Source organism: Nonomuraea sp. NPDC051941 (genome assembly GCF_044593615.1).
This window is the reverse complement of record NZ_JBIUCF010000085.1, coordinates 1-19,583: the sequence shown is the minus strand read 5'-3', so window position 1 is coordinate 19,583 and position 19,583 is coordinate 1. Positions and strand designations below refer to the sequence as shown.

Annotated in this window: 21 protein-coding genes; 10 read left to right on the top strand and 11 right to left on the bottom strand. The window is 70.6% G+C overall.

The window, feature by feature from the left end; translation table 11 throughout:
* Window positions 1–28: 28 nt before the first annotated feature.
* From ACIHFD_RS64160 to ACIHFD_RS64135, 6 genes are read left to right on the top strand one after another with little or no spacing between them, the layout of a single operon-like run.
* The gene (locus ACIHFD_RS64160) at window positions 29–970 is read left to right on the top strand and encodes an ABC transporter substrate-binding protein (protein WP_397375326.1); all 942 of its coding nucleotides are present in this window, start codon (window positions 29–31) and stop codon (window positions 968–970) included.
* On the top strand, window positions 967–1,746 hold the full coding sequence (locus tag ACIHFD_RS64155) for an ABC transporter permease (RefSeq protein ID WP_397375325.1): 780 nt from the start codon (window positions 967–969) through the stop codon (window positions 1,744–1,746). The genes ACIHFD_RS64160 and ACIHFD_RS64155 overlap by 4 nt, the downstream gene beginning before the upstream one ends.
* The gene (locus ACIHFD_RS64150; protein WP_397375324.1) at window positions 1,743–2,495 is read left to right on the top strand and encodes an ABC transporter permease; all 753 of its coding nucleotides are present in this window, start codon (window positions 1,743–1,745) and stop codon (window positions 2,493–2,495) included. Before ACIHFD_RS64155 ends, ACIHFD_RS64150 begins: the two co-directional genes overlap by 4 nt.
* Window positions 2,488–3,258: an ABC transporter ATP-binding protein gene (locus ACIHFD_RS64145; RefSeq protein WP_397375323.1), complete on the top strand. Its 771-nt coding sequence runs from the start codon at window positions 2,488–2,490 to the stop codon at window positions 3,256–3,258. Before ACIHFD_RS64150 ends, ACIHFD_RS64145 begins: the two co-directional genes overlap by 8 nt.
* On the top strand, window positions 3,255–4,883 hold the full coding sequence (locus tag ACIHFD_RS64140; RefSeq protein WP_397375322.1) for a thiamine pyrophosphate-dependent enzyme: 1,629 nt from the start codon (window positions 3,255–3,257) through the stop codon (window positions 4,881–4,883). The genes ACIHFD_RS64145 and ACIHFD_RS64140 overlap by 4 nt, the downstream gene beginning before the upstream one ends.
* A 10-nt stretch (window positions 4,884–4,893) precedes the next feature.
* Window positions 4,894–6,354, top strand: coding sequence for a benzaldehyde dehydrogenase (locus ACIHFD_RS64135; RefSeq protein WP_355190417.1), 1,461 nt, complete (start codon window positions 4,894–4,896; stop codon window positions 6,352–6,354).
* A gap of 56 nt (window positions 6,355–6,410) precedes the next feature.
* Here ACIHFD_RS64135 and ACIHFD_RS64130 read toward each other — a convergent pair whose 3' ends face one another.
* Window positions 6,411–7,259 carry a bifunctional methylenetetrahydrofolate dehydrogenase/methenyltetrahydrofolate cyclohydrolase gene (locus ACIHFD_RS64130; RefSeq protein WP_350731213.1) on the bottom strand — a complete coding sequence of 283 codons (849 nt, stop codon included), beginning with the start codon at window positions 7,257–7,259 and terminating at the stop codon, window positions 6,411–6,413.
* Window positions 7,260–7,569: 310 nt separating this feature from the next.
* Here ACIHFD_RS64130 and ACIHFD_RS64125 point away from each other — a divergent pair, with 310 nt between their 5' ends.
* A complete protein-coding gene (locus tag ACIHFD_RS64125) occupies window positions 7,570–8,481 on the top strand; it encodes an ROK family protein (RefSeq protein WP_397375321.1) in 912 nt (303 codons plus the stop codon).
* Window positions 8,482–8,593: 112 nt separating this feature from the next.
* Here the strand turns inward: ACIHFD_RS64125 and ACIHFD_RS64120 are convergent, their stop codons facing one another.
* From ACIHFD_RS64120 to purN, 3 genes are all read right to left on the bottom strand, one after another.
* A complete protein-coding gene (locus tag ACIHFD_RS64120) occupies window positions 8,594–8,770 on the bottom strand; it encodes a hypothetical protein (RefSeq protein ID WP_350731209.1) in 177 nt (58 codons plus the stop codon).
* 504 nt (window positions 8,771–9,274) lie between these two features.
* Complete coding sequence (gene purH, locus ACIHFD_RS64115) at window positions 9,275–10,813, bottom strand: bifunctional phosphoribosylaminoimidazolecarboxamide formyltransferase/IMP cyclohydrolase (protein WP_397375320.1); 1,539 nt, start codon at window positions 10,811–10,813, stop codon at window positions 9,275–9,277.
* Window positions 10,810–11,439, bottom strand: coding sequence for a phosphoribosylglycinamide formyltransferase (gene purN, locus ACIHFD_RS64110; protein ID WP_397375319.1), 630 nt, complete (start codon window positions 11,437–11,439; stop codon window positions 10,810–10,812). Before purN ends, purH begins: the two co-directional genes overlap by 4 nt.
* Before the next feature lie 74 nt (window positions 11,440–11,513).
* Between purN and ACIHFD_RS64105 the strand changes: the two genes are divergently transcribed.
* On the top strand, window positions 11,514–11,933 hold the full coding sequence (locus ACIHFD_RS64105) for a hypothetical protein (RefSeq protein ID WP_397375318.1): 420 nt from the start codon (window positions 11,514–11,516) through the stop codon (window positions 11,931–11,933).
* Between the two features lie 12 nt (window positions 11,934–11,945).
* Here ACIHFD_RS64105 and ACIHFD_RS64100 read toward each other — a convergent pair whose 3' ends face one another.
* From ACIHFD_RS64100 to sucC, 3 genes are all read right to left on the bottom strand, one after another.
* A complete protein-coding gene (locus ACIHFD_RS64100) occupies window positions 11,946–13,571 on the bottom strand; it encodes a DUF6350 family protein (protein ID WP_397375317.1) in 1,626 nt (541 codons plus the stop codon).
* Between the two features lie 295 nt (window positions 13,572–13,866).
* Entirely contained in the window at window positions 13,867–14,742 is an 876-nt protein-coding gene (gene sucD, locus ACIHFD_RS64095) for a succinate--CoA ligase subunit alpha (RefSeq protein WP_350731199.1), read from the bottom strand.
* A gap of 3 nt (window positions 14,743–14,745) precedes the next feature.
* A complete protein-coding gene (gene sucC / locus ACIHFD_RS64090) occupies window positions 14,746–15,927 on the bottom strand; it encodes an ADP-forming succinate--CoA ligase subunit beta (RefSeq protein ID WP_363962282.1) in 1,182 nt (393 codons plus the stop codon).
* 392 nt (window positions 15,928–16,319) lie between these two features.
* Between sucC and ACIHFD_RS64085 the strand changes: the two genes are divergently transcribed.
* Window positions 16,320–17,132 carry a hypothetical protein gene (locus tag ACIHFD_RS64085; protein WP_397375316.1) on the top strand — a complete coding sequence of 271 codons (813 nt, stop codon included), beginning with the start codon at window positions 16,320–16,322 and terminating at the stop codon, window positions 17,130–17,132.
* 69 nt (window positions 17,133–17,201) lie between these two features.
* A complete protein-coding gene (locus tag ACIHFD_RS64080) occupies window positions 17,202–17,366 on the top strand; it encodes a hypothetical protein (RefSeq protein ID WP_397375315.1) in 165 nt (54 codons plus the stop codon).
* Here the strand turns inward: ACIHFD_RS64080 and ACIHFD_RS64075 are convergent.
* Genes ACIHFD_RS64075 through galE form a run of 4 tightly spaced genes read right to left on the bottom strand, consistent with a single transcriptional unit; the run spans window position 17,345 to window position 19,423 of the window.
* Window positions 17,345–17,695 carry a VOC family protein gene (locus tag ACIHFD_RS64075; protein WP_397375314.1) on the bottom strand — a complete coding sequence of 117 codons (351 nt, stop codon included), beginning with the start codon at window positions 17,693–17,695 and terminating at the stop codon, window positions 17,345–17,347. The genes ACIHFD_RS64080 and ACIHFD_RS64075 overlap by 22 nt on opposite strands.
* Window positions 17,692–17,943, bottom strand: coding sequence for a zinc ribbon domain-containing protein (locus ACIHFD_RS64070; RefSeq protein WP_355190404.1), 252 nt, complete (start codon window positions 17,941–17,943; stop codon window positions 17,692–17,694). Before ACIHFD_RS64070 ends, ACIHFD_RS64075 begins: the two co-directional genes overlap by 4 nt.
* A complete protein-coding gene (locus ACIHFD_RS64065; protein ID WP_397375313.1) occupies window positions 17,940–18,386 on the bottom strand; it encodes a MarR family winged helix-turn-helix transcriptional regulator in 447 nt (148 codons plus the stop codon). Before ACIHFD_RS64065 ends, ACIHFD_RS64070 begins: the two co-directional genes overlap by 4 nt.
* A 59-nt stretch (window positions 18,387–18,445) precedes the next feature.
* Window positions 18,446–19,423, bottom strand: a complete 978-nt coding sequence (galE, locus tag ACIHFD_RS64060; RefSeq protein ID WP_397375312.1) for a UDP-glucose 4-epimerase GalE — start codon at window positions 19,421–19,423, stop codon at window positions 18,446–18,448.
* Window positions 19,424–19,583 lie beyond the last annotated feature (160 nt).

The following is a 19,583-nucleotide window of genomic DNA, read 5'->3' as shown; positions in this document are numbered from 1 at the left end:
TGCGCATCGCGAACAAATAGGAGCAGCCGTGCGTCGCGCTCTCATCGTCCTCGCCGCCTTGTTCACGGCCGCCTGCGGCGGCGCCCAGCCCTCGACCTCCCCCGGCCAGGCCAAACAGGCAGACAAGGTCAACGCCGGAGTGATCGCGATCGTCGACACCGCTCCGATCCACCTCGGCAAGGCCAAGGGCTTCTTCACCGAGCAGAACATCGATCTCACCATCACCCCGGTCCAGGGCGGCGCGGCCGCCGTCTCGGGGGCGGTGAGCGGGCAGTTCCAGTTCGCGTTCGCGAACACGACCTCGCTGCTGACCGCCAAGCAGCAGGGCCTCGACGTCAAGGTGGTCGCCAACGGCGTCTCCTCCACCGGTCAGCAGGGCAAGGACTTCAGCGCGGTGCTGGTCAAGCAGGACAGCCCGATCAGGACGGCCAAGGACCTGGCGGGCAAGAAGATCTCCGTCAACCAGCTCAAGAACATCGGCGACACGACCGTACGCGCCTCCGTGCGCAACGCGGGAGGCGACCCCACCGGCATCGAGTTCGTGGAGCTGCCCTTCCCGGACGCGCCCGCCGCGCTGCAGAGCGGCCGGGTGGACGCGATCTGGGTGGTCGAGCCGTTCGTCAGCCAGGCCGTCAGCCAGGGAGCGCGCCCCGTGGCCTGGAACTTCGCCGACGCCGCCCCCAACCTCACCGTCGCCATGTACTTCACCACGGGCCGGACCGACGCCGACCTGACCAGGCGGTTCACGGCGGCGATGCGCAAGTCGCTGGAGTACGCGGACGCGCATCCGGACGAGGTCAGAGAGGTGCTGAAGACGTACACCAAGATCGCGCCCGAGGTGATCGCGAAGATCAACCTGCCGAAGTGGCCCGTCGAGGTCAACAAGGCCTCCGTGCAGACCGTGGCCGACCTGGCGCTGGCCGACGGGGTGCTCAAGCAGAAGGTCGACGTCTCGGCGCTGGTGCCGTGACCGGCTCGCTCAGCAGGCTCGGACATGGGCTCGCCGGCCTCGGCGGGCTGTTGGTGCTCGCGGAGGCCGTACCGCGGCTGGGCCTGGTCGACGAGCGGTTCCTGCCGCCCGCCTCGCGCATCCTGGGCACGCTCGCCGCCGAGCTGGCCACGCCCGAGCTGTGGATCGCGCTCGGCGAGACCATGCTCGGCTGGGTGCTGGGGCTGGCGCTGGCGTTCTGCGCGGCGGTGGCGGCCGGGGTGGTCATCGGGATCGTGCCGGGCCTGCGTGCGATGACGAACTCCACCGTCGAGTTCCTGCGTCCGATCCCGTCGGTCGCGCTGGTGCCGCTGGCGACGCTGCTGTTCGGGCCGTCGCTGGGCTCGACGCTCCTGCTCGTGGTGTACGCGTCGTTCTGGCAGGTGCTCATCCAGGTCCTGTACGGCGTCGCGGCCGTGGACTCCGTGGCCTTCGACACCGCCCGGTCGTACGGGCTGTCGGCCTGGTCCAGGGTCAGGCACCTGGTGTGGCCGACGGCGCTGCCGTACGTCATGACCGGGCTCAGGCTGGCGGCGGCGGTGGCCTTCATCCTGGCGGTGACGGCCGAGCTCGTGATCGGCAGCCCCGGGCTGGGCGCCGAGATCCAGGTGGCGCAGAGCAGCGGGGCCGTCCCGACCGTGTACGCGCTGATCGTGCTGGCCGGGCTGGTCGGCATCGGGGTGAACGCGGCCGTGCGGCTCCTGGAGCGCCGGGTGCTGGCGTGGCATCCGAGCGTCCGGTCGGAGGTGGCCGCATGATGCGGGTCGTCAGGCTGCTCGCCCTGCCGGTGGCGCTGGTGCTGGTCTGGTGGGCGGTCAGCGGGAGCTCGTTCTACCTGCCGAGCCCCGGCCTGGTCGGGCAGGCGTTCGCGGAGACCTGGTTCTCCGAGCGGGTGGTCGGGGACGTGCTGCCGAGCGTGGGACGGCTGCTGGCGGGCTACGCGGTGGCGGGGCTGCTGGGCGTGGGCCTCGGCGTGCCGATCGGGCTGTCGCCGCGGCTGCGGGCCACGCTCGAACCGGTGCTGGAGTTCTTCAGGGCAGTCCCGCCGCCGGTGCTGGTGCCGCTGATCATGTTGCTGGCCGGGATCGACACCCCCATGAAGGTGCTGGTCATCGTCTCGGGCTGCCTGTGGCCCATTCTCCTGAACACCGTGGAGGGCGTACGGGCGCTGGACGAGGTGCTCGCCGACACCTGCCGCATGTACGGCGTACGCGGAACCGCCAGACTGCGGCGGTTCGTGCTGCGCGGCGCCAGCCCGCAGATCATGACCGGGCTCCGGCAGGCGCTGTCCATCGGGATCATCCTCATGGTCATCAGCGAGATGTTCGCCAGCTCCAGCGGACTGGGGTTCACGATCCTGGTGTTCCAGCGGCAGTTCCAGATCGCCGAGATGTGGAGCGGAATCCTGCTGCTCGGGCTGATCGGCCTGACCCTGTCCGTCCTCTTCCGCCGCGTGGAGCGGCGGGTCCTGGCCTGGTACTACGGCAGTGGAGCCGCCCGTGCTTGAGATCTCCTCGTTGCGCAAGGTCTACGAGAGCCCCGGCCGCACCGTCGAGGCGATCCGCTCGATCACGTTCGGCGTCGGCGCCGGCGAGCTGGTGTGCGTGGTGGGGCCGTCGGGGTGCGGCAAGACCACGCTGCTGAGGTGCGTCGCCGGGCTGCTGCCGGCCAGCGGGGGCGAGGTGCGGGTGGACGACGTGCCCGTGACCGGGCCGCCGCCGCGGATGGCCGTGGTGTTCCAGGAGTACGGTCGCAGCCTCTTCCCCTGGATGACCGTGCGCGAGAACGTCGAGCTGCCGCTGAAGGAGAAGAAGGTGCCCGCCGGGCAGCGGCACGAGCTGGTCCACGGCTCCTTGAACGCGGTCGGTCTCGGCGACGCCGCCGACGCCCATCCGTGGCAGCTCTCCGGCGGCATGCAGCAGCGGGTGGCCATCGCCAGGGCGGTGGCGTACCAGCCGCAGGTGCTGCTGATGGACGAGCCGTTCGCCGCCGTGGACGCCCAGACCCGGGCGGACCTGGAGGACCTGATCCTGCGGCTGTGGCGGGACCTGGAGGTGACCACGCTGTTCGTCACCCACGACATCGACGAGGCCGTCTACCTGGGGCAACGCGTCATCGTGCTGTCCTCGTCGCCGACCGTGATCCTGGAGGACCTGAAGGTGGATCTGCCGCCCGAACGCGACCAGCTGACGACCCGCTCGTTGCCCCGGTTCGGCGAGTTGCGCGGGCATGTCTACCGGCAGATCCAGCGGGCGAGGGACCGGCGATGACGACCGTCCGGGACGCCACGTTCGACGTGCTCAGGCGGTACGGCCTGACCACGATCTTCGGCAACCCCGGCTCCACCGAGGTGACCCTGCTGACCGGGCTCCCGGACGACCTGCGTTTCGTGCTCGCGCTCCACGAGGGGTCCGTGGTGGGGATGGCCACGGGGTGGGCGATCGGGCACGAGGCGCCCGCGCTGGCCGTGCTGCACACCACGGCCGGGCTGGGGAACGCGGTGGGGGCCATCGCCACCGCCCGGGTGAACCGGGTACCGCTGGTGATCCTGGTCGGGCAGCAGGACCGGCGGCATCTGGCGCTGGAGCCGTTCCTGACCGGGCACCTGAGCGGGCTGGCCGGGGACTATCCGGTGCGGGTGGACCAGCCGGTACGCGCGCAGGACGTGCCCGGGGCGGTGGCCCGGGCCTTTCACGAGGCGACGACCTTCCGCGGGCCCGCGCTGGTCGTGGTGCCGATGGACGACTGGGAGGCGCCCTTCTCGGGCGAGACGGTGGCGGCGCCCGCGCGGATGGTGCGGCCCGCCGGCATCCCGGACGATGACCTCGCGCCGCTGGTGGAGCTGCTGTCGGAGGCCCGGTCGCCGGCGATCGTCGCGGGCGCGGGGGCCGGGTGGGAGGCGCTGGTCGCGCTGGCCGAGCGGCTCGGGTGTCCCGTGTTCCAGGAGTCGTTCGGGGGGCGGGCCGGGTTCCCGCAGGACCATCCGCTGTACGCGGGGGTGCTGCCCGCCGACCGGGTTCGGCTGCGGGAGGCGCTGGCGGGGCACGACGTGGTGCTCGCGGTGGGGGCTCCCGTCTTCCGGCAGTACCCGTACGTGCCCGGTCCCCTGGTGGCAGCGGGGACGTCGGTCGCGGTGATCACGGACGACCCGGCCGAGGCGCATCGCAGCCCGGCCGACCTGGCCTACCTCGCCTCGCCGTCGGCCGTCTGCGCCCGGCTGGCCGCTCTGCTCCCCTCATCGTCACCGGCCGCGGGACGGGCTCCCGCGCCGGACATCCCCGAACCGCCGTCAGCGGGACGTGCTCCCATGGCGGACATTCCCGAACTGCCCGCTGCGGGGCGGCCGTTGCGGGCGGCGCACGTGCTGCGCGAGCTGGCGCTGCGGCTGCCCGCCGACACCGTGCTCGTCGAGGAGACCCCCTCGTCCCGCCCCGACCTGCACCGGCTCGTACCCGCCAGGACCCCGCTCGGCTTCCTGTCGGCGGCCATGGGCGGGCTCGGGTTCGCCGTGCCCGCCGCGGTGGGCCTGCGGATGGCGCTCCCCGACCGGCCCGTGGTCGCCGTCGTGGGCGACGGGTCGGCCCTCTACGGAGTGCACGGGCTCTGGAGCGCCACGCACTACCGGGTGGGCGCGCTGTTCGTCGTGCTCTCCAACGGCCGGTACGCGATCATGGACCGGCTGGCCGACAAGCAGGGCGGCAAGGCGCCGTGGCCGCCGTTCACCGAGGTGGACATGGGCGGCCTGGCCAGGTCTTTGGGCTGCCCCGCCAGGCGGGTGGACTCGTACGACGAGCTGACGGCGGCCCTCGACGAGGTGCTGCCGTCGCTCGCGGCCCGCGAGGAGCCCCTGCTGCTCGACGTGACCGTGACCGTGGATCCGGACTTCCAGCCTTAGGAGGCTCACCATGACGTTCCTCGACCCCAAGATCTGGACGGGATCGATCTTCGACGGCGGATGGACGGCCTCGCGCGCCGGTGACGCGCCCGTCACCGAGCCCGCCACCGGCGACGAACTCGGCCGCGCGGGCACCGCCGGCGCCGACGACGTGGCGGCCGCCGCCGTACGGGCCCGGTCGGAGCAGCGAGCGTGGGCCGCCACGCCGTACGAGGAGCGGGCGGCGCTGCTGCGGCGGGCCGGACGGCTGTTCGAGGAGCACGCGCAGGAGATCCAGGACTGGATCGTCAGGGAGTCCGGCGGCGTGCCGGGCAAGGCCGGGTTCGAGACGCACGTGGCGGCGCAGGAGTGCTACGAGGCGGCGGCGCTGGCCTCGCAGCCCCTGGGCGAGGTGCTGCCGACGGCCCGCAAACGGCTCAGCTTCGCGCGGCGGGTGCCGGTCGGGGTCGTGGGGGTGATCGCGCCGTTCAACTTCCCGCTGATCCTGGGCATCCGGTCGGTCGCCCCGGCGCTGGCGCTGGGGAACGCGGTGGTGTTCAAGCCGGACCAGCGTACGGCCGTGTGCGGCGGGTTCGCGATCGCGCGGGTCTTCGAGGAGGCCGGGCTGCCGAGCGGGCTCCTGCACGTGCTGCCCGGCGGTCCCGAGGCCGGTCAGGCGCTGGTCGCCGACCCGAACATCCCCGTGATCTCCTTCACCGGCTCCACCGCCGCCGGGCGCAAGGTCGGCGAGGCGGCGGCGCGCCTGCTCAAGCGGGTCCACCTGGAGCTGGGCGGGAACTCGGCGCTGGTCGTCTTCGACGACGCCGACCTCGGGGCCGCCGCGTCGGCGGGCGCGTGGGCGTCGTTCTTCCACCAGGGGCAGATCTGCATGACCTCGGGACGGCACCTCGTGCACGAGGCCGTGGCCGAGGAGTACGTCGAGCGCCTGGCCGCCAAGGCCACGGGGCTGCCGGTGGGCGACCCCGCCACCGGGCAGGTCGCGCTCGGGCCCCTGATCGACGCCGGGCAGCGCGACCGGGTGCACCAGCTGGTCACCGCGAGCGTCTCCGCCGGGGCCCGGCTCGCCGCCGGGGGGACGTACGAGGGGCTGTTCTACCGGCCGACCGTGCTGGCCGAGGTGCCGGTGAGCGCGCCGGCGTACGCGGAGGAGGTGTTCGGGCCGGTGGCGCCGGTGACGACGTTCTCCACGCTGGAGGAGGCTGCGGCGCTGGCCGCGGACTCGGAGTACGGTCTGTCGCTGGGCATCCTCACGCGGGACGTGATGAAGGGGATGGCGCTGGCCGACCTGGTGCCGACGGGGATCGTGCACATCAACGACCAGACCGTGGACGACGAGGCCGTGGCACCGTTCGGCGGGGTGGGGGCCTCGGGGACGGGGGCGCGGTTCGGCGGCACCGGGGCGAACGTCGACGCCTTCACCGAGACGCAGTGGGTCACCATGCAGGGGGACATCGCCACGTACCCGTTCTAGGGGTGTGCGGCCGGCGCGGGGCGCCGGCCGCACGTACGTCGAGAGCGTTCAGCAGCTCATAGGGAGCGCTCGGCGGCCTCCACCACGTTGGACAGGAGCAGAGCGCGGGTCATGGGCCCGACGCCGCCCGGGTTGGGCGTCAGGAACCCCGCGACCTCCGCCACGTCGAGCGCCACGTCACCGGCGATCTTGCCGTTGACGCGGGAGACCCCCACGTCGAGGACGGCCGCGCCGGGCTTGACCATGTCACGGGTGATCAGACCGGGTACGCCCGCCGCCGCCACCACGATGTCCGCCCGGCGAACGTGTCCGGCCAGGTCCTGGGTGCCGGTGTGGCAGAGGGTCACGGTGGCGTTCTCGCTGCGGCGGGTGAGCAGCAGGCCCAGCGAACGGCCCACCGTGATGCCGCGCCCGACCACGGCCACCTCGGCGCCCTTGATCGGCACGCCGTACTCCTGCAGGAGCAGCACGATGCCGTACGGGGTGCACGGGAGCGGAGCGTCGACCATGTGGACGAGGCGGCCCAGGTTGATCGGGTGGAGGCCGTCGGCGTCCTTGGCCGGGTCCATGCGCTCGAGCAGGGCCATCGCGTCGAGGTGCTTGGGGAGGGGGAGCTGGACGATGTAGCCGGTGCACTCGGGTGAGGCGTTGAGCTCGTCGATGGCCGCCTCGACCTGCGCCTGGGTGGCGGTGGCCGGGAGGTCGACGCGGATGGAGGCGATGCCCACCTCGGCGCAGTCGCGGTGCTTGCCCGCGACGTAGATCTGGCTGCCGGGGTCGTCACCCACGAGAACGGTGCCCAGGCCGGGCGTGATGCCGCGTTCCTTGAGCGCGGCCACTCGGGTCGTGAGGTCTGCCTTTATCTTGGCGGCGGTCGCCTTGCCGTCGAGTTTCACTGCGCTCATGCGGCAATCCTTCCACGTCCCCTCACGCCCTCAACACGCCACTCCCAACAGCTGCCACCTGCCCTTGCCCCCGAGAGCCCATCCCAGGCCGCCCCACGGTTGGCCCTGGGCCGGGCATCCACAAGTTATCCACAGAAACCAGGTAGCCAGCCCCAGTTATCCACAGGCAATCGTTGACATCGTTGTCATTGATCTTGGAAGGGCTTAGTGTTGCGGGCGCCAGCAACATGCGCGCCAAGAAGGTCGAACTCGTGCCCGGACTCGAACACCCTGGCGGCCCCCGCCAGCCCGACAACCACCACAAACATTGATGAACTACGTACTTGCCATCGACATCGGAGGGACCAAGCTCGCCGCCGCACTGGTGGACGAGGAAGGTTCCGTGTTGCGTTCCGGTACACGGCCCACGCCGCGTACGGACGTCATGTCCGCCCTGGCGGCCCTCATCACGGAAGTGACCGAGGGCGGCCCGCCGCCGGAAGCCGTCGGGATCGGATGCGCCGGACCGCTGGACCTGACCGCCGGGACGGTGAGCCCGGTGAACATGCCCAGCTGGCGCGGATTCCCCTTGCGTGAGGAGGTGCGGAAGCTGACAGGGCTGCCCACCGTGCTCGCCGGCGACGCACAGTGCTTCGCGCTCGGCGAGCACTGGTTGGGAGCGGGACGCGACAGTACGTCCCTGCTCGGCATCGTCGTGTCCACCGGGATCGGCGGCGGATTGGTGATCGACGGCATGCCGCTCCTGGGACCGACCGGGAATGCCGGACATGTCGGTCACATGTCCATCGACCCCAACGGCGAGCGGTGCGAGTGCGGCGGCCGGGGCTGTGTCGAGCGCTACGCCAGCGGACCCAACCTCGCCCGCTGGGCCTTGGACAACGGCTGGTCCCCCGCCCTCGATGGACCTGACGAGAAGGCGGACGCCCGAGCGCTCGCCAGGGACGCGGCAGCGGGCGATCCGGTCGCGGTGGCGGCGTTCGAACGCGGCGCGCGGGCGCTGGCCGGAATGATCGCCTCAACGGCGGCCGCGGTCGAGATCACCACGGTGGTCATCGGGGGTGGCGTGTCGGCGGCCGGGAAGGTGCTGTTCGATCCGCTGGAGCGCATCCTCGATGACGTGGCCGGGCTGGCGTTCGTCCGGGCGGTGCAGGTCCATCAGAGCACCCTTGGCGTGGACGCAGCCCTGGCGGGAGCAGCCCGTTTGGCGTCTATGGCCCATTAGAACGCCTCTTGCCGGTACGCGATCGATCGATGGCGTGCCGGCGGGAGCGCCGATCACGTTCAGCCCATGGGGGGTGCCGACCGTGTTCAGCCCGTGGGGGTGGAGCGGTGGGTTACTCGCGTTCGGCGGCCTGAGCCTCGCGGCGTTCGATGATCCGGCGGGTGATCGGGATGATCTCCACCACGCGGCTGCCGAGGTAGGCCCCGATCAGGGCGAGCACCAGGAGGACGAAGGGGCTGGTGGCAATGCCGTTCATGGTGACGAAGACCTGCAGGATCAACTCGAGCAAGAGGGGCTCCGTGGGATTGGGCGAGCTAGGGGTGGCACTCAGGGTAACCGCAGCCGGCGTGTGCTTGCCCATAAAACGGCCAAACGACAACATGATCGTCAATGCCACTCTTTAGCGGACGATTGAGACGACATCGGACGATCATCACGCAATGAGCGCCGGGACCGCCGCCTCGTGGGCGTCGACAAATCCGGCGCCCCTCGCACGGCGATCGTCCCGCCCTGGGTAACACCGTGATCCCCACCGTGAGCGACACCGCGGCCCCCGCCGTACTCAGCGAATGCCCGAGGGAGGCGGCGAGCCCTCCGTGCACGACGGCCCCTTCCGAGCGAGGTGATGGTGTCCGCCGTACCCGACGAACGCCCCAGGCGGCACGGAGGTCCCCTGCCTCGCCCTACGAACCCCGAGCGGCACGGAGGTCCTCGCACGGCCACCGGGGTGAGGTGAGGGCCAGAGGCGGGTTCTGGCCCTGAGGTGGTGAAGGTGCGGGTTGCCGTGGGTGGGTTAGTGGAAGAAGTGGCGGGTGCCGGTGAAGTAGAGGGTGATGCCGGCCTTTTCGGCGGCCTCGATGACTAGTTCGTCCCGGATTGAGCCGCCGGGCTCCACGATGAACCGGACGCCCGCGTCGATCAGCACCTGGGCCCCGTCCGGGAACGGGAAGTACGCGTCCGAGGCCGCGACCGCCCCCTCCGCGCGCTCGCCCGCCCTGGAGACCGCCAGGCGGCACGAGTCGACCCGGTTGACCTGGCCCATGCCCACGCCCACCGTCGCCCCGTCGCTGGCCAGCAGGATGGCGTTGGACTTCACCGAGCGGCAGGCGCGCCAGGCGAACTCCAGGTCCGCCAGCTGCTCGGGCGAAGCCGGGGTGCCGGTCTTGAGCTCCCACTGCGCGGCCGAGTCGCCGGACGCGTCCACCTTGTCCACGGACTGCGCCAGGACGCCGCCGTCGATCTCGCGGAGCTCCACCTGCCGCGACGGCCCCTCCGGGCACTCCAGCAGGCGCAGGTTCTTCTTGGCCCGCAGGACCTCCAGCGCCTCCGCCGCGTAGGACGGCGCGATGACGACCTCGGTGAAGATGTCGGCGATCTGCCGGGCCAGCTCGGCCGTGACCTCGCGGTTGACGGCGATCACGCCGCCGTACGCCGAGACGGGGTCGCACGCGTGCGCCTTGCGGTGCGCCTCGGCCACGTCGGCGCCGATGGCGATGCCGCACGGGTTCTGGTGCTTGATGATGGCCACGCACGGCTCACTGAAGTCCCAGGCGGCCCGCCAGGCGGCGTCGGAGTCGAGGTAGTTGTTGTACGACATCTCCTTGCCGTGCAGCTGCTCGGCGTTGGCCAGCCCGCTCGTGCCGGCCGTGTAGAGGGCGGCGCTCTGGTGCGGGTTCTCGCCGTAGCGCAGCGTGGCCTTGCGCTCGTACGTCGCCCCCGTGAAGGCCGGGAACCGGTCCTCCCCGTACGTCCGCGCGAACCAGTTGGCCACCGCCACGTCGTACGAGGCCGTGTGCGCGTACGCGATGCCCGCCAGCCCCCTGCGCTCGGCCAGCGTGAAGCCGCCCTCGGTCAGCGCGTTGAGCACGTCGCCGTAGAACCCGGGGTCGACCACGACGGCGCAGGTGTTGTGGTTCTTGGCGGCGCCGCGGATCATGGCGGGCCCGCCGATGTCGATCTGCTCGACGCACTCGTCGTCGGACGCGCCGGAGGCCACCGTCTCCTGGAACGGGTAGAGGTTGACCACGACCAGCTGGAACGGGTCGATCTCCAGCTCCTCCAGCTGGGACACGTGGTGCGGCTTGGTGACGTCGGCCAGCAGGCCGGCGTGCACGCGCGGGTGCAGCGTCTTGACCCGCCCGTCCAGGCACTCCGGGAACCCGGTGAGCTGCTCGACCTTGGTCACCGGGATCCCGAACGACGAGATCGCGGCAGCCGTGCCACCGGTCGAGACGATCTCCACCCCGGCGCCGTCGAGGGCTCTGGCCAGCTCCTCGAGCCCGGACTTGTCGTAAACAGCGATCAGCGCGCGCCGGATGGCGATGCGTGTCACGTGGATTCCCCTCCTGTTAGGTTGCCGATGCGGACCTGGCGTCCGCTGACCGTCCAGCCCTCGCGAGCCATCCGGCCGACGATCTCGACGAGCAGGCGCCGCTCGACGGTCTTGATGCGCTCGTGCAGGACCGCCTCGTCGTCGTCCGGGAGCACGGACACCGCCTCCTGGGCGACGATCGGACCGGTGTCAACGCCGGAGTCGGCCAGCATCACCGTGCAGCCGGTCACCTTGACCCCGTGGGCGAGCGCGTCCCGCACGCCGTGCGCGCCGGGGAACGACGGCAGCAGCGCCGGGTGCGTGTTCAGCACGGGAAAGGCGTCGAGGGTCGGCGGCCCCAGAATTTTCATGAAACCCGCCGACACCACCAGGTCAGGCTCGTACGCGGCGATTCTGGCCGCGATGGCGGAATCCCATTCCGCCCGCGTCGCATAATCGCTCAATTTTTCAACGAAAGTTGGGACTTGTGCCCTCGTTGCCCTGGCCAGCCCTTCGATCCCATCCCTGTCCGCACCGACCGCGACCACGCGAACCCCGTACGACGGGTCGGCGGAAGCGTCCAGCAGGGCCTGTAGGTTGGTTCCAGAGCCGGAGACGAGGACGACGAGCCGCCCAGCCTTAGACACGCACACTCCAATAAGGAAACAGGGTGGGGGTGTCAGAATATCGGTTCCTCGCCCGGCGACGCAGAGGAGGTCAGGTGTCGACACCGGTGCAGGCACCGGCAGGCCAGCAGCCCGCCGATTCGGCGGGTCGCCGAGCGATCTGGTTGTCCATCGCAGCGCTGGCCATGACGTTCATGTTGCCGCTCGCAGGCCTGGTCATGGCGCTGTTCGCGCTCGTGGCGGGGATCCGGGCGCTGCCGCTGCTGAAGTCCGCGGGCCGCTCCACAGGCGTCGCCGTGGGCAGCATCACGATCTCCTCGATCGCGCTGGCGCTGTCGGCCATGGCCACGGGGATGCAGCTTTACCTGATGGACGAATACTCGGCCTACCAGGAGTGCATGAAGGGCGCGGGGACCGTTTCGGCGCAGGGCGAGTGCTTCACGCAGTTCAGGGACGCGGCCCAGCGCAAGCTGCCCGCCGACGTGCTGCAGCTGCTCGGCACCGTGCAGCCCTGAGCCGGACGCGGGTCAGTCGCGGTCCCAGGCGTACGGGTCGAGGTAGATGACGTGGCCGCCGCGGTCGTCCGACTCGTCCACGATGTCCTTGCGGGGCGGACGGTCGGGCTGCGGCAGGCGCGGGCGGGCCTGGGCCAGCGTCTCTGCCTCGGCTGAGGCGTGCTCGTCCTGCCAGTCGTCCCGGATGACCGGGATCTCCTGAGTGTCGGCCTCGGTGGCGTCCATCCAGTGACCGGGCAGCGGGCGCGGGTCCGACTCGGCCAGGCCGACCTTGCTCGCCGCCTTGGCGATGGCGGCCCCGGCCTTGCGTACGGGGGCGGCCGCCTTGTCGAGCGGCGTGCGGGCGCGCTTGTTGAGCAGCAGCAGGTTGGCCACGCCGGCGGAGATGCCCGCGGCCACGCCGACCTCCACCGCGACGGAGAGCGCCACCTCCCAGGGCGAGGGCCCGATGGTGGCCAGCCGCCCGCCGCCGATGGGCCCACCGGAGAGTGCCGCCAGCAGTCCCGCCACGAGCCCGGTGACGACCCCGCTCAGGAACCCCCACAGCGGCGCCGCCTCGTAGGAGGGCGACGGCGAGATCCGGGCCACCATGACCCCCGCGACGGCCCCAGCCGCGAACGGCACCGCGACCACCGCCATCATCCACCCCGGCACGGGCCCGCTCTCCGGCAACGCCCCCAGCAGCGGCAGGCTCGGCACCGTGCCGAGCTGCACCCCCGTGGGCGCGACCAGGGTCTCGGCGCCGATCGCGAACCCGGGCCCGGCGATGTAGGACGAGGCCCAGACGACGGCGTTCAGCAGGTAGAGGAGCTGCAACAGCAACAGCAGCACGCCGCCGACGAGCCCCGGTGAGAGCACGTCGGACAGCTCCTTGACCTGCCCGAAGTTCAGCACGATGGCGACCAGCACCAGCGCGAGCCCGGCCACGAGCAGCAACGCCGTGGCGACCGCCGTGCCGACGGTGAGCGCGCGCACCCGCTCGGGCAGCAGCCGCAGCATCACCCGCCAGGGCCCGATCATCCGCGCCGTGGCCAGCGATCCCGCCAGGAAGGCCAGCACGAAGTGGCTGAGCAACGCCTCGCCGATGAACGGCTGCGTGATCTCGTTGCTCGCCGCGAGCGCGATCAACCCCGCGAGCAGCGCGTACGGCGCCGCCAGCGACACCCCAGCCTGGACGACCACGGCGAGCTGGGCACGGCGACGGGCCCCGGCCTGCTCCTTGGGGCTGTTCTTCGGCAGCCGGGCGGGCAGCCGCAGCCGCAGGTCGGCGTCGCGGGCCATCCACCGCCCGGCACGGTAGAGGAGCACGGCGGGCAGCACGATCAGCCCCAGCGGCAGCAGCCCGACCCGCCCGCCCTGGATCGCGAACCCGGCGTGGTGCGCGGCCAGCCAGAGCTGCGCCGCCGTACGGAACACTCCCGGCAGCCCCGTGCCCAGCGTGCCGCGCGGCGCGGCGATCCAGCCGACGAGGGTGAGCGTGGTGAGCGCGGCCAGCCCGACGCCCAGCGTGGCGGCGGCGGCCAGCATCCCGGACACGGGTAGCGGCCGCCTCGTCTCGTCGTCGTCGCCCGAGCTCCCGGGGAGCTTGCCTAGCATCGACCGGGGGGCAGCACGCAACTGGTCGAGAATCGCCGTCACAGTAGGCGATTTTCTCAAGGTTTCCCGACCGGCGCTTGGTTGACGCGCCGCCGTCCACCCACTTTGTGGCGTCGAACTACACCCGATTTGTCCTCCGGGCCCCGGACCGGCCACGGAGACGGCCCACGGGGCGGCGTAACGGCGGCCGGCCCCGCGCACCTCGTGACCGTCTCCCTGGACAGGGGCCGGCCACGTGCGGCGGGTGGGTTGCCCGCCGCAAGCGTAAAAGATGGGGAAGGGAAAGCCCCGTGCGGCGAGAACCGCACGGGGCTTTCGGAAAACGGAAACCCGTTGATCAGCGCGCCTGCATGATCTCGCGCATGAGGCGGGCGGTCTCGGAGGGGGTCTTGCCGACGCGGACGCCGACCTTCTCCAGGGCCTCCTTCTTGGCCTGGGCGGTGCCCGCGGAGCCCGACACGATGGCGCCGGCGTGGCCCATGGTCTTGCCCTCGGGGGCGGTGAAGCCCGCGACGTAGGCCACGACCGGCTTGGTGACGTGCTGCTCGATGTAGGCGGCCGCCCGCTCCTCGGCGTCACCGCCGATCTCGCCGATCATGACGATCGCGTCGGTGCCCGGGTCCTCCTGGAACGCCTGGAGCGCGTCGATGTGGGTCGTGCCGATGACGGGGTCGCCACCGATGCCCACAGCGGTCGAGAAGCCGAAGTCACGCAGCTCGTACATCAGCTGGTACGTCAGCGTGCCCGACTTCGAGACCAGGCCGATGCGGCCCGCGGTGGTGATGTCGGCCGGGATGATGCCCGCGTTGGAGGCACCGGGGGAGGCGATGCCGGGGCAGTTGGGGCCGATGATGCGGGTCTTGTTGCCCTTGGAGACGGCGTACGCCCAGAACGCGGTGCTGTCGTGGACCGGGACGCCCTCGGTGATCACCACGCACAGCGGGATCTCGGCGTCGATGGCCTCGATGACCGCGTCCTTGGTGAACGCCGGCGGCACGAACACGACCGACACGTCGGCGCCGGTCTTCTCCATGGCGTCCTTGACCGTCCCGAACACCGGCAGGCCCTCGTGCGTGATGCCGGCCTTGCGGGCGTTCACGCCGCCGACGACGCGGGCGCCGGAGGCGAGCATGCGGCGGGTGTGCTTGGTGCCCTCACCACCGGTCATGCCCTGAACGATGATCTTGCTGTTCTCAGTCAACCAGATGGCCATGGGTCACGCACCTACCGCAGCGAGCTCGGCGGCACGCTTGGCCGCGTCGTCCATCGTGTCTACCAGCTCGACCCGCGGGAGCGCGGCGTCGGCCAGGATCTGCCGCCCGAGCTGGGCGTTGTTGCCGTCGAGGCGGACCACGAGCGGGTGGGTCACAGCCTCGCCGCGGCTCTCCAGCAGCTTGAACGCCGAGACGATGCCGTTGGCGACGGCGTCGCAGGCGGTGATGCCGCCGAAGACGTTCACGAAGATCGACTTGACGCTCGGGTCGGAGAGGATGATCTCCAGGCCCGCGGCCATGACCTCGGCCGAGGCGCCGCCGCCGATGTCGAGGAAGTTCGCGGGGGACGGCTTGCCGGGGAACTGCTCGCCCGCGTAGGCCACCACGTCGAGCGTGGACATGACCAGGCCCGCGCCGTTGCCGATGATGCCGACGTCACCGTCGAGCTTGACGTAGTTGAGGTCCTTCTCCTTGGCCTTGGCCTCGAGCGGGTCCTCGGCCGCCTTGTCGGCGAGCGCCTCGTGGTCGGTCTGGCGGAAGCCGGCGTTGTCGTCGAGCGTGACCTTGCCGTCGAGGGCCTTGACCTGGCCGTCTGCCGACAGGATCATGGGGTTGACCTCGACGAGCGTGGCGTCCTCGTCGACGAAGCAGCACCAGAGCTTCTCGATGAGGTCGGCGGCGCCGTCGAGCGCCTTCTCCGGCAGGCCGCCGGCCACCGCGATCTCGCGGGCCTTCGCGCGGTCGATGCCGGTCAGCGCCGAGACCGGCACCTTGGCGACCTTCTCGGGCGCGGTGTGCGCGACCTCTTCGATGTCCATACCGCCCGCGGCGGAGCAGATGGCGAGGAAGGTACGGTTCGCGCGGTCGAGCAGGAAGGAGAAGTAGTACTCCTCCGCGATCGCGCTGGCCTCCTCGACGAGGACCTTGTGGACCGTGTGGCCCTTGATGTCCATGCCGAGGATGGCTTCGGCCTTCGTCACGGCGTCGGCCGCGTCGTCGGCCACCTTGACGCCTCCGGCTTTGCCTCGGCCACCGGTCTTGACCTGGGCCTTGACGACAACGCGGCCGGTCAGCTCCTCGGCGGCCGACCGCGCCTCCTCCACGTTGTGTGCGACGATGCCGCGTGGCACCGGGATGCCGTAGTCGGCGAAGAGCTCCTTCGCCTGATGTTCGAACAGGTCCACGAGGGTCCGTCCTCTTCCGTTTGGTCGCTCACCCTCTGCCGGGTTCGCGCCCTGCTTTTCCGACTGATGTTCGACGGCCCGGGCAACTGCGCTGACGGTCGCGTCCGCTCACCGCTCGTCGGCATCGTGCCTCGCTCTCTCACGGCGAGCTCCTAGGCTCAGGGGTGCGTGCCGGGCGTTTCCGCCGGTAAAGCCTAGCCCGAAGCTTGACCTGCACAGGTCATGGGGGCATGGTTCTTCCGCTCTGTGACGGTCATCTCACTTCTCCAGGCCGACCCTGCACGAAAAATGCACCGTTTTGGCATCGCGTGCCCCGGCTGTCGATATATGGTCGTGATCTTCTATTGGCAGGCTTCTGCTCCCTCTCCTTTTGAATCGAACGGGGAAATCGTATGAAGCGAATTCTCGCGGGCTTGGCGTTAACCACGGCCGCAGCGCTCGTTACCGCCACACCTGCCGCGCAGGCCGCGCCGGTGGACCCGGTGAAGGCGCTCAAGAAGCAGTTCGTCGCGGGGCACGGTGTACGGATCTCCGAGAAGACCCGGATGTCCATGGACGGCAAGAGCGTCGGGGTCAGCACGACGCTCGGCTCTTTCGAGTTCGGCAAGTCCGGAATCGTCGCGAGCGATGTCCGGACCCGCAGGCCCAGCAAGGACAAGAGCCTTGCGGCCGCGCTCGCCCCGCCGCGCATCATCACGGTCGGCGGCTACAGCTACGTTCAGGGCGGGCTGTTCACCGAGGACCTGCCCGAGGGCAAGAAGTGGGTTCGCTACGGCGGTGGCGAGGCGACCGGCGGCACCTACAACCAGATCCTCGACATCTTCGAGCCGAAGGTGCTGAAGACGCTGGTTTCGCGTGCCAAGAGCTTCAAGGGCGGCACGTACAAGGGCGCCCTCACGTACAGCGAACTGGCCAAGGCCTACGGCCAGAAGCTGTCCGGCACGATCGGCAAGATCAAGATTGACTACGCGCTGAAGGTCAACTCCAAGGGCCTGGTCACCGCGCTCACCTCGGGCTGGAGCCTGGACTTCGGTGTCCTGGGCAAGACCCGCTCCGAGACCGAGACCCGGTACCTCGGGTGGGGATCCAAGGTCAAGATCAAGGCTCCGGCCAAGGACCTGTGGGTCGACGTGGACGACCTCGGTGAGGACAGCGACGTTCCGCTGGAGATCCCGAACAACTCCCTGAACTCGCTCACCAACTGAGCAGCCCTCTCCGCCTCCTTCCGCCCGCCGGGTGGGAGGAGGCTTTCTCCTCACCCGACCCCTGATCCGGTGAAGGCGCTGAAGAGCCAGTTCGTGCCTGGGCACGGCGTGGACGGACACCTTCGAGTTCGGCCCGAGGAGCTGGTGACCAGCTCCGAAGAGCTCATTGACGAGATGCTGCAGGAACTGCAGATCCTCCCGACAGGCGGTCCTCAGCCCGCGCGGGCCAAGTGAGGCTGTTTGGTGTAGTCGGTCAGGCCGATGATGTTCCCCCAGGGGTCGGCGACCTCGACCGTCCACCCCGTGAACACCTCGAACGGCTCGATCCCCAGCTCATCGGCCGCCGCGCGGGCGTCGGGCACCTCCAGCCATACGCGCATGGAGCCCGGCCCGCCCTCCTGGACCCGTACCAGCAGCCCCGGGGCCTCCTCCCCGATCGCGAACAGCGCCAGCTCCCCCGTCGCGAACCTCTCCTCCAGCCCCAGCACACCCCCGTAGAACTCCCGGGCCCGCGCCAGGTCCGCGACCCCGACCAGGATGTTGTCGACGCCGAGGATCCTCATGACGCGAGCCTCGGATGGTCGCGCCAGGCGGGCATCGAGCGCATGTAGGCCCTGGTGGCCTCCTCGGCCTCAGCCCTGGCCTGGCCGGTGCGCTGGGTCTGCCACTGCACCATGCGCTCGAACCGCTCGTCGAAGTCCTGCAGCGTCCCGTCCGGCTTGGCGCACATCCGGCACCACGTGCTGTCCGGGTGACCGGGGGCGTGGTCGTCGGCGGTCCGCATGGGCATCCCGCAGCTCTGGCAGTTCACGGCTCGTCCTCTCCTGGGTCTTCGCCCCTGAGGAGCGCCCGGAGCCCCGTGACGAGCCCTTCGCGCTCCTGGGACGTCATCTGACGTACGGCCCGCGCCAGCAGGTCGTCCTCGAGCGCCCGCGGCGCGGCCGCCGCGAAGGCCGCCCGCCCTTCGTCCGTGACCCACACGAACACCCGCCGCCGGTCGCGCTCGTCCCTGATCCTGCCCACCAGGCCGCGCTCCTCGACCCGGTTGACCAGCTCGGTCGTCGCGGCCTTGGACAGTTGCAGGTGCTCGGCCAGCTCGCTCAGGGTGAGCGGCCCGGCGGCCTGCAGGTGGCCGAGCACGGCGTGCATCCTGGCGGTCAGCCCGGCCGCGATCGGTCGCTTGGACGCCTTGAACCGCCGGTAGATCGCAGGGTAGAGCCGCGCGACCTCGCGGGCCGCCTCCGCTTCTTCCATCACTTCTTTCGTGTACGAACTATTCGTGTACGAACTTTACTCCGCCGCAAGCCCGGGGTCTACCCGAGCCGGGACTCCCGCAGGCCCGCCCATTCGAGCGAATGCCTGATGCCCTCCTCGACGGAGTAGCGGGCCTGCCAGTCCAGCAGGCTGCGGGCGCGGTCGCTGCGGGTGTAGGCGCCGGCCACGTCGCCGGGGCGCGGGTCGGTCTCGACGACCTCGATCGGGCGGTCGACGACGCGGTTGAACGCCTCGGCCAGCTCGCGGACGGTGGTGCCGGCGCCGGTGCCCAGGTTGATCACGTCGACGTCCAGCTCGTCGAACCGTCGCAGCGCCGCCACGTGCGCCGTCGCCAGGTCCCAGACGTGGACGTAGTCGCGGATGCCCGTGCCGTCCCTGGTCGGGTAGCCGGTGCCGGTGATCCGGAAGGGGATGGCGTCCTCGTACGCCTCGATCATCTTGCCGAGGGCGTGGCTGGGCCGCCGCAGCTGCAGACCGGTGCGCATCTCGGGGTCGGCGCCGATCGGGTTGAAGTAGCGCAGGGAGAGGATCCTGATCGGGCGGCCTGCGGCGATGTCGGCGAACATGGCCTCGCAGACCGCCTTGGTCCGCGCGTACGGGCTCTGGGGGTCGAGGGGGGAGTCCTCGTTCACCGTGTGGTCGTCGCCCGTGCGGTAGATGGACGCGGAGGAGCTGAAGATCATCCGGGTGCAGCCGTTGCGGATCAGGTGATCGACGAACTCGAGGCTCTTGGTGACGTTCGCGCGGTAGTAGCCGATGGGGTCGGCGACGGAGTCGGGGACCACAATGAGCGCGGCACAGTGGACTACGGCCTCAATATCCGGATATTCGGCGAATATCTTGTCAATCAGCGGGCCGTCGCTGATATCCCCTTCATAGAACGCCCGCCCCTTCGCGAACTCGCGCCTGCCCGTGATGAGGTTGTCGAGAATGACGGGCTCGATCCCGGCATCGAGGCACGCCGACGCGACCGTGCTCCCGATATATCCCGCCCCGCCAGTAATCAATACACGCATCCCAGCACCGTACCTAGAGACTGAGCATGAGTTGTATATGCTCAGCCGAACGCTCCGAACGGTGTTGAGCGTTCTGGTCGCCCGCGTACGCGCCGCGTCCGGGCGGCACGGATCGTGTCCGTGGTCCGGGGATGCGGGGGCGGGGTCCCTCACGCCCGCG

What these genes read in the sequence shown, in the direction of transcription:
- ACIHFD_RS64150 (WP_397375324.1), top strand. Translation starts at nt 1,743, where the DNA reads ATGATGCGGGTCGTCAGGCTGCTCGCCCTGCCGGTGGCGCTGGTGCTG.
- ACIHFD_RS64140 (WP_397375322.1), top strand. Translation starts at nt 3,255, where the DNA reads ATGACGACCGTCCGGGACGCCACGTTCGACGTGCTCAGGCGGTACGGC.
- ACIHFD_RS64135 (WP_355190417.1), top strand. Translation starts at nt 4,894, where the DNA reads ATGACGTTCCTCGACCCCAAGATCTGGACGGGATCGATCTTCGACGGC.
- ACIHFD_RS64130 (WP_350731213.1), bottom strand. Translation starts at nt 7,259, where the DNA reads ATGAGCGCAGTGAAACTCGACGGCAAGGCGACCGCCGCCAAGATAAAG.
- ACIHFD_RS64125 (WP_397375321.1), top strand. Translation starts at nt 7,570, where the DNA reads ATGAACTACGTACTTGCCATCGACATCGGAGGGACCAAGCTCGCCGCC.
- sucD (WP_350731199.1), bottom strand. Translation starts at nt 14,742, where the DNA reads ATGGCCATCTGGTTGACTGAGAACAGCAAGATCATCGTTCAGGGCATG.
- ACIHFD_RS64085 (WP_397375316.1), top strand. Translation starts at nt 16,320, where the DNA reads ATGAAGCGAATTCTCGCGGGCTTGGCGTTAACCACGGCCGCAGCGCTC.
- ACIHFD_RS64075 (WP_397375314.1), bottom strand. Translation starts at nt 17,695, where the DNA reads ATGAGGATCCTCGGCGTCGACAACATCCTGGTCGGGGTCGCGGACCTG.
- ACIHFD_RS64065 (WP_397375313.1), bottom strand. Translation starts at nt 18,386, where the DNA reads ATGGAAGAAGCGGAGGCGGCCCGCGAGGTCGCGCGGCTCTACCCTGCG.
- galE (WP_397375312.1), bottom strand. Translation starts at nt 19,423, where the DNA reads ATGCGTGTATTGATTACTGGCGGGGCGGGATATATCGGGAGCACGGTC.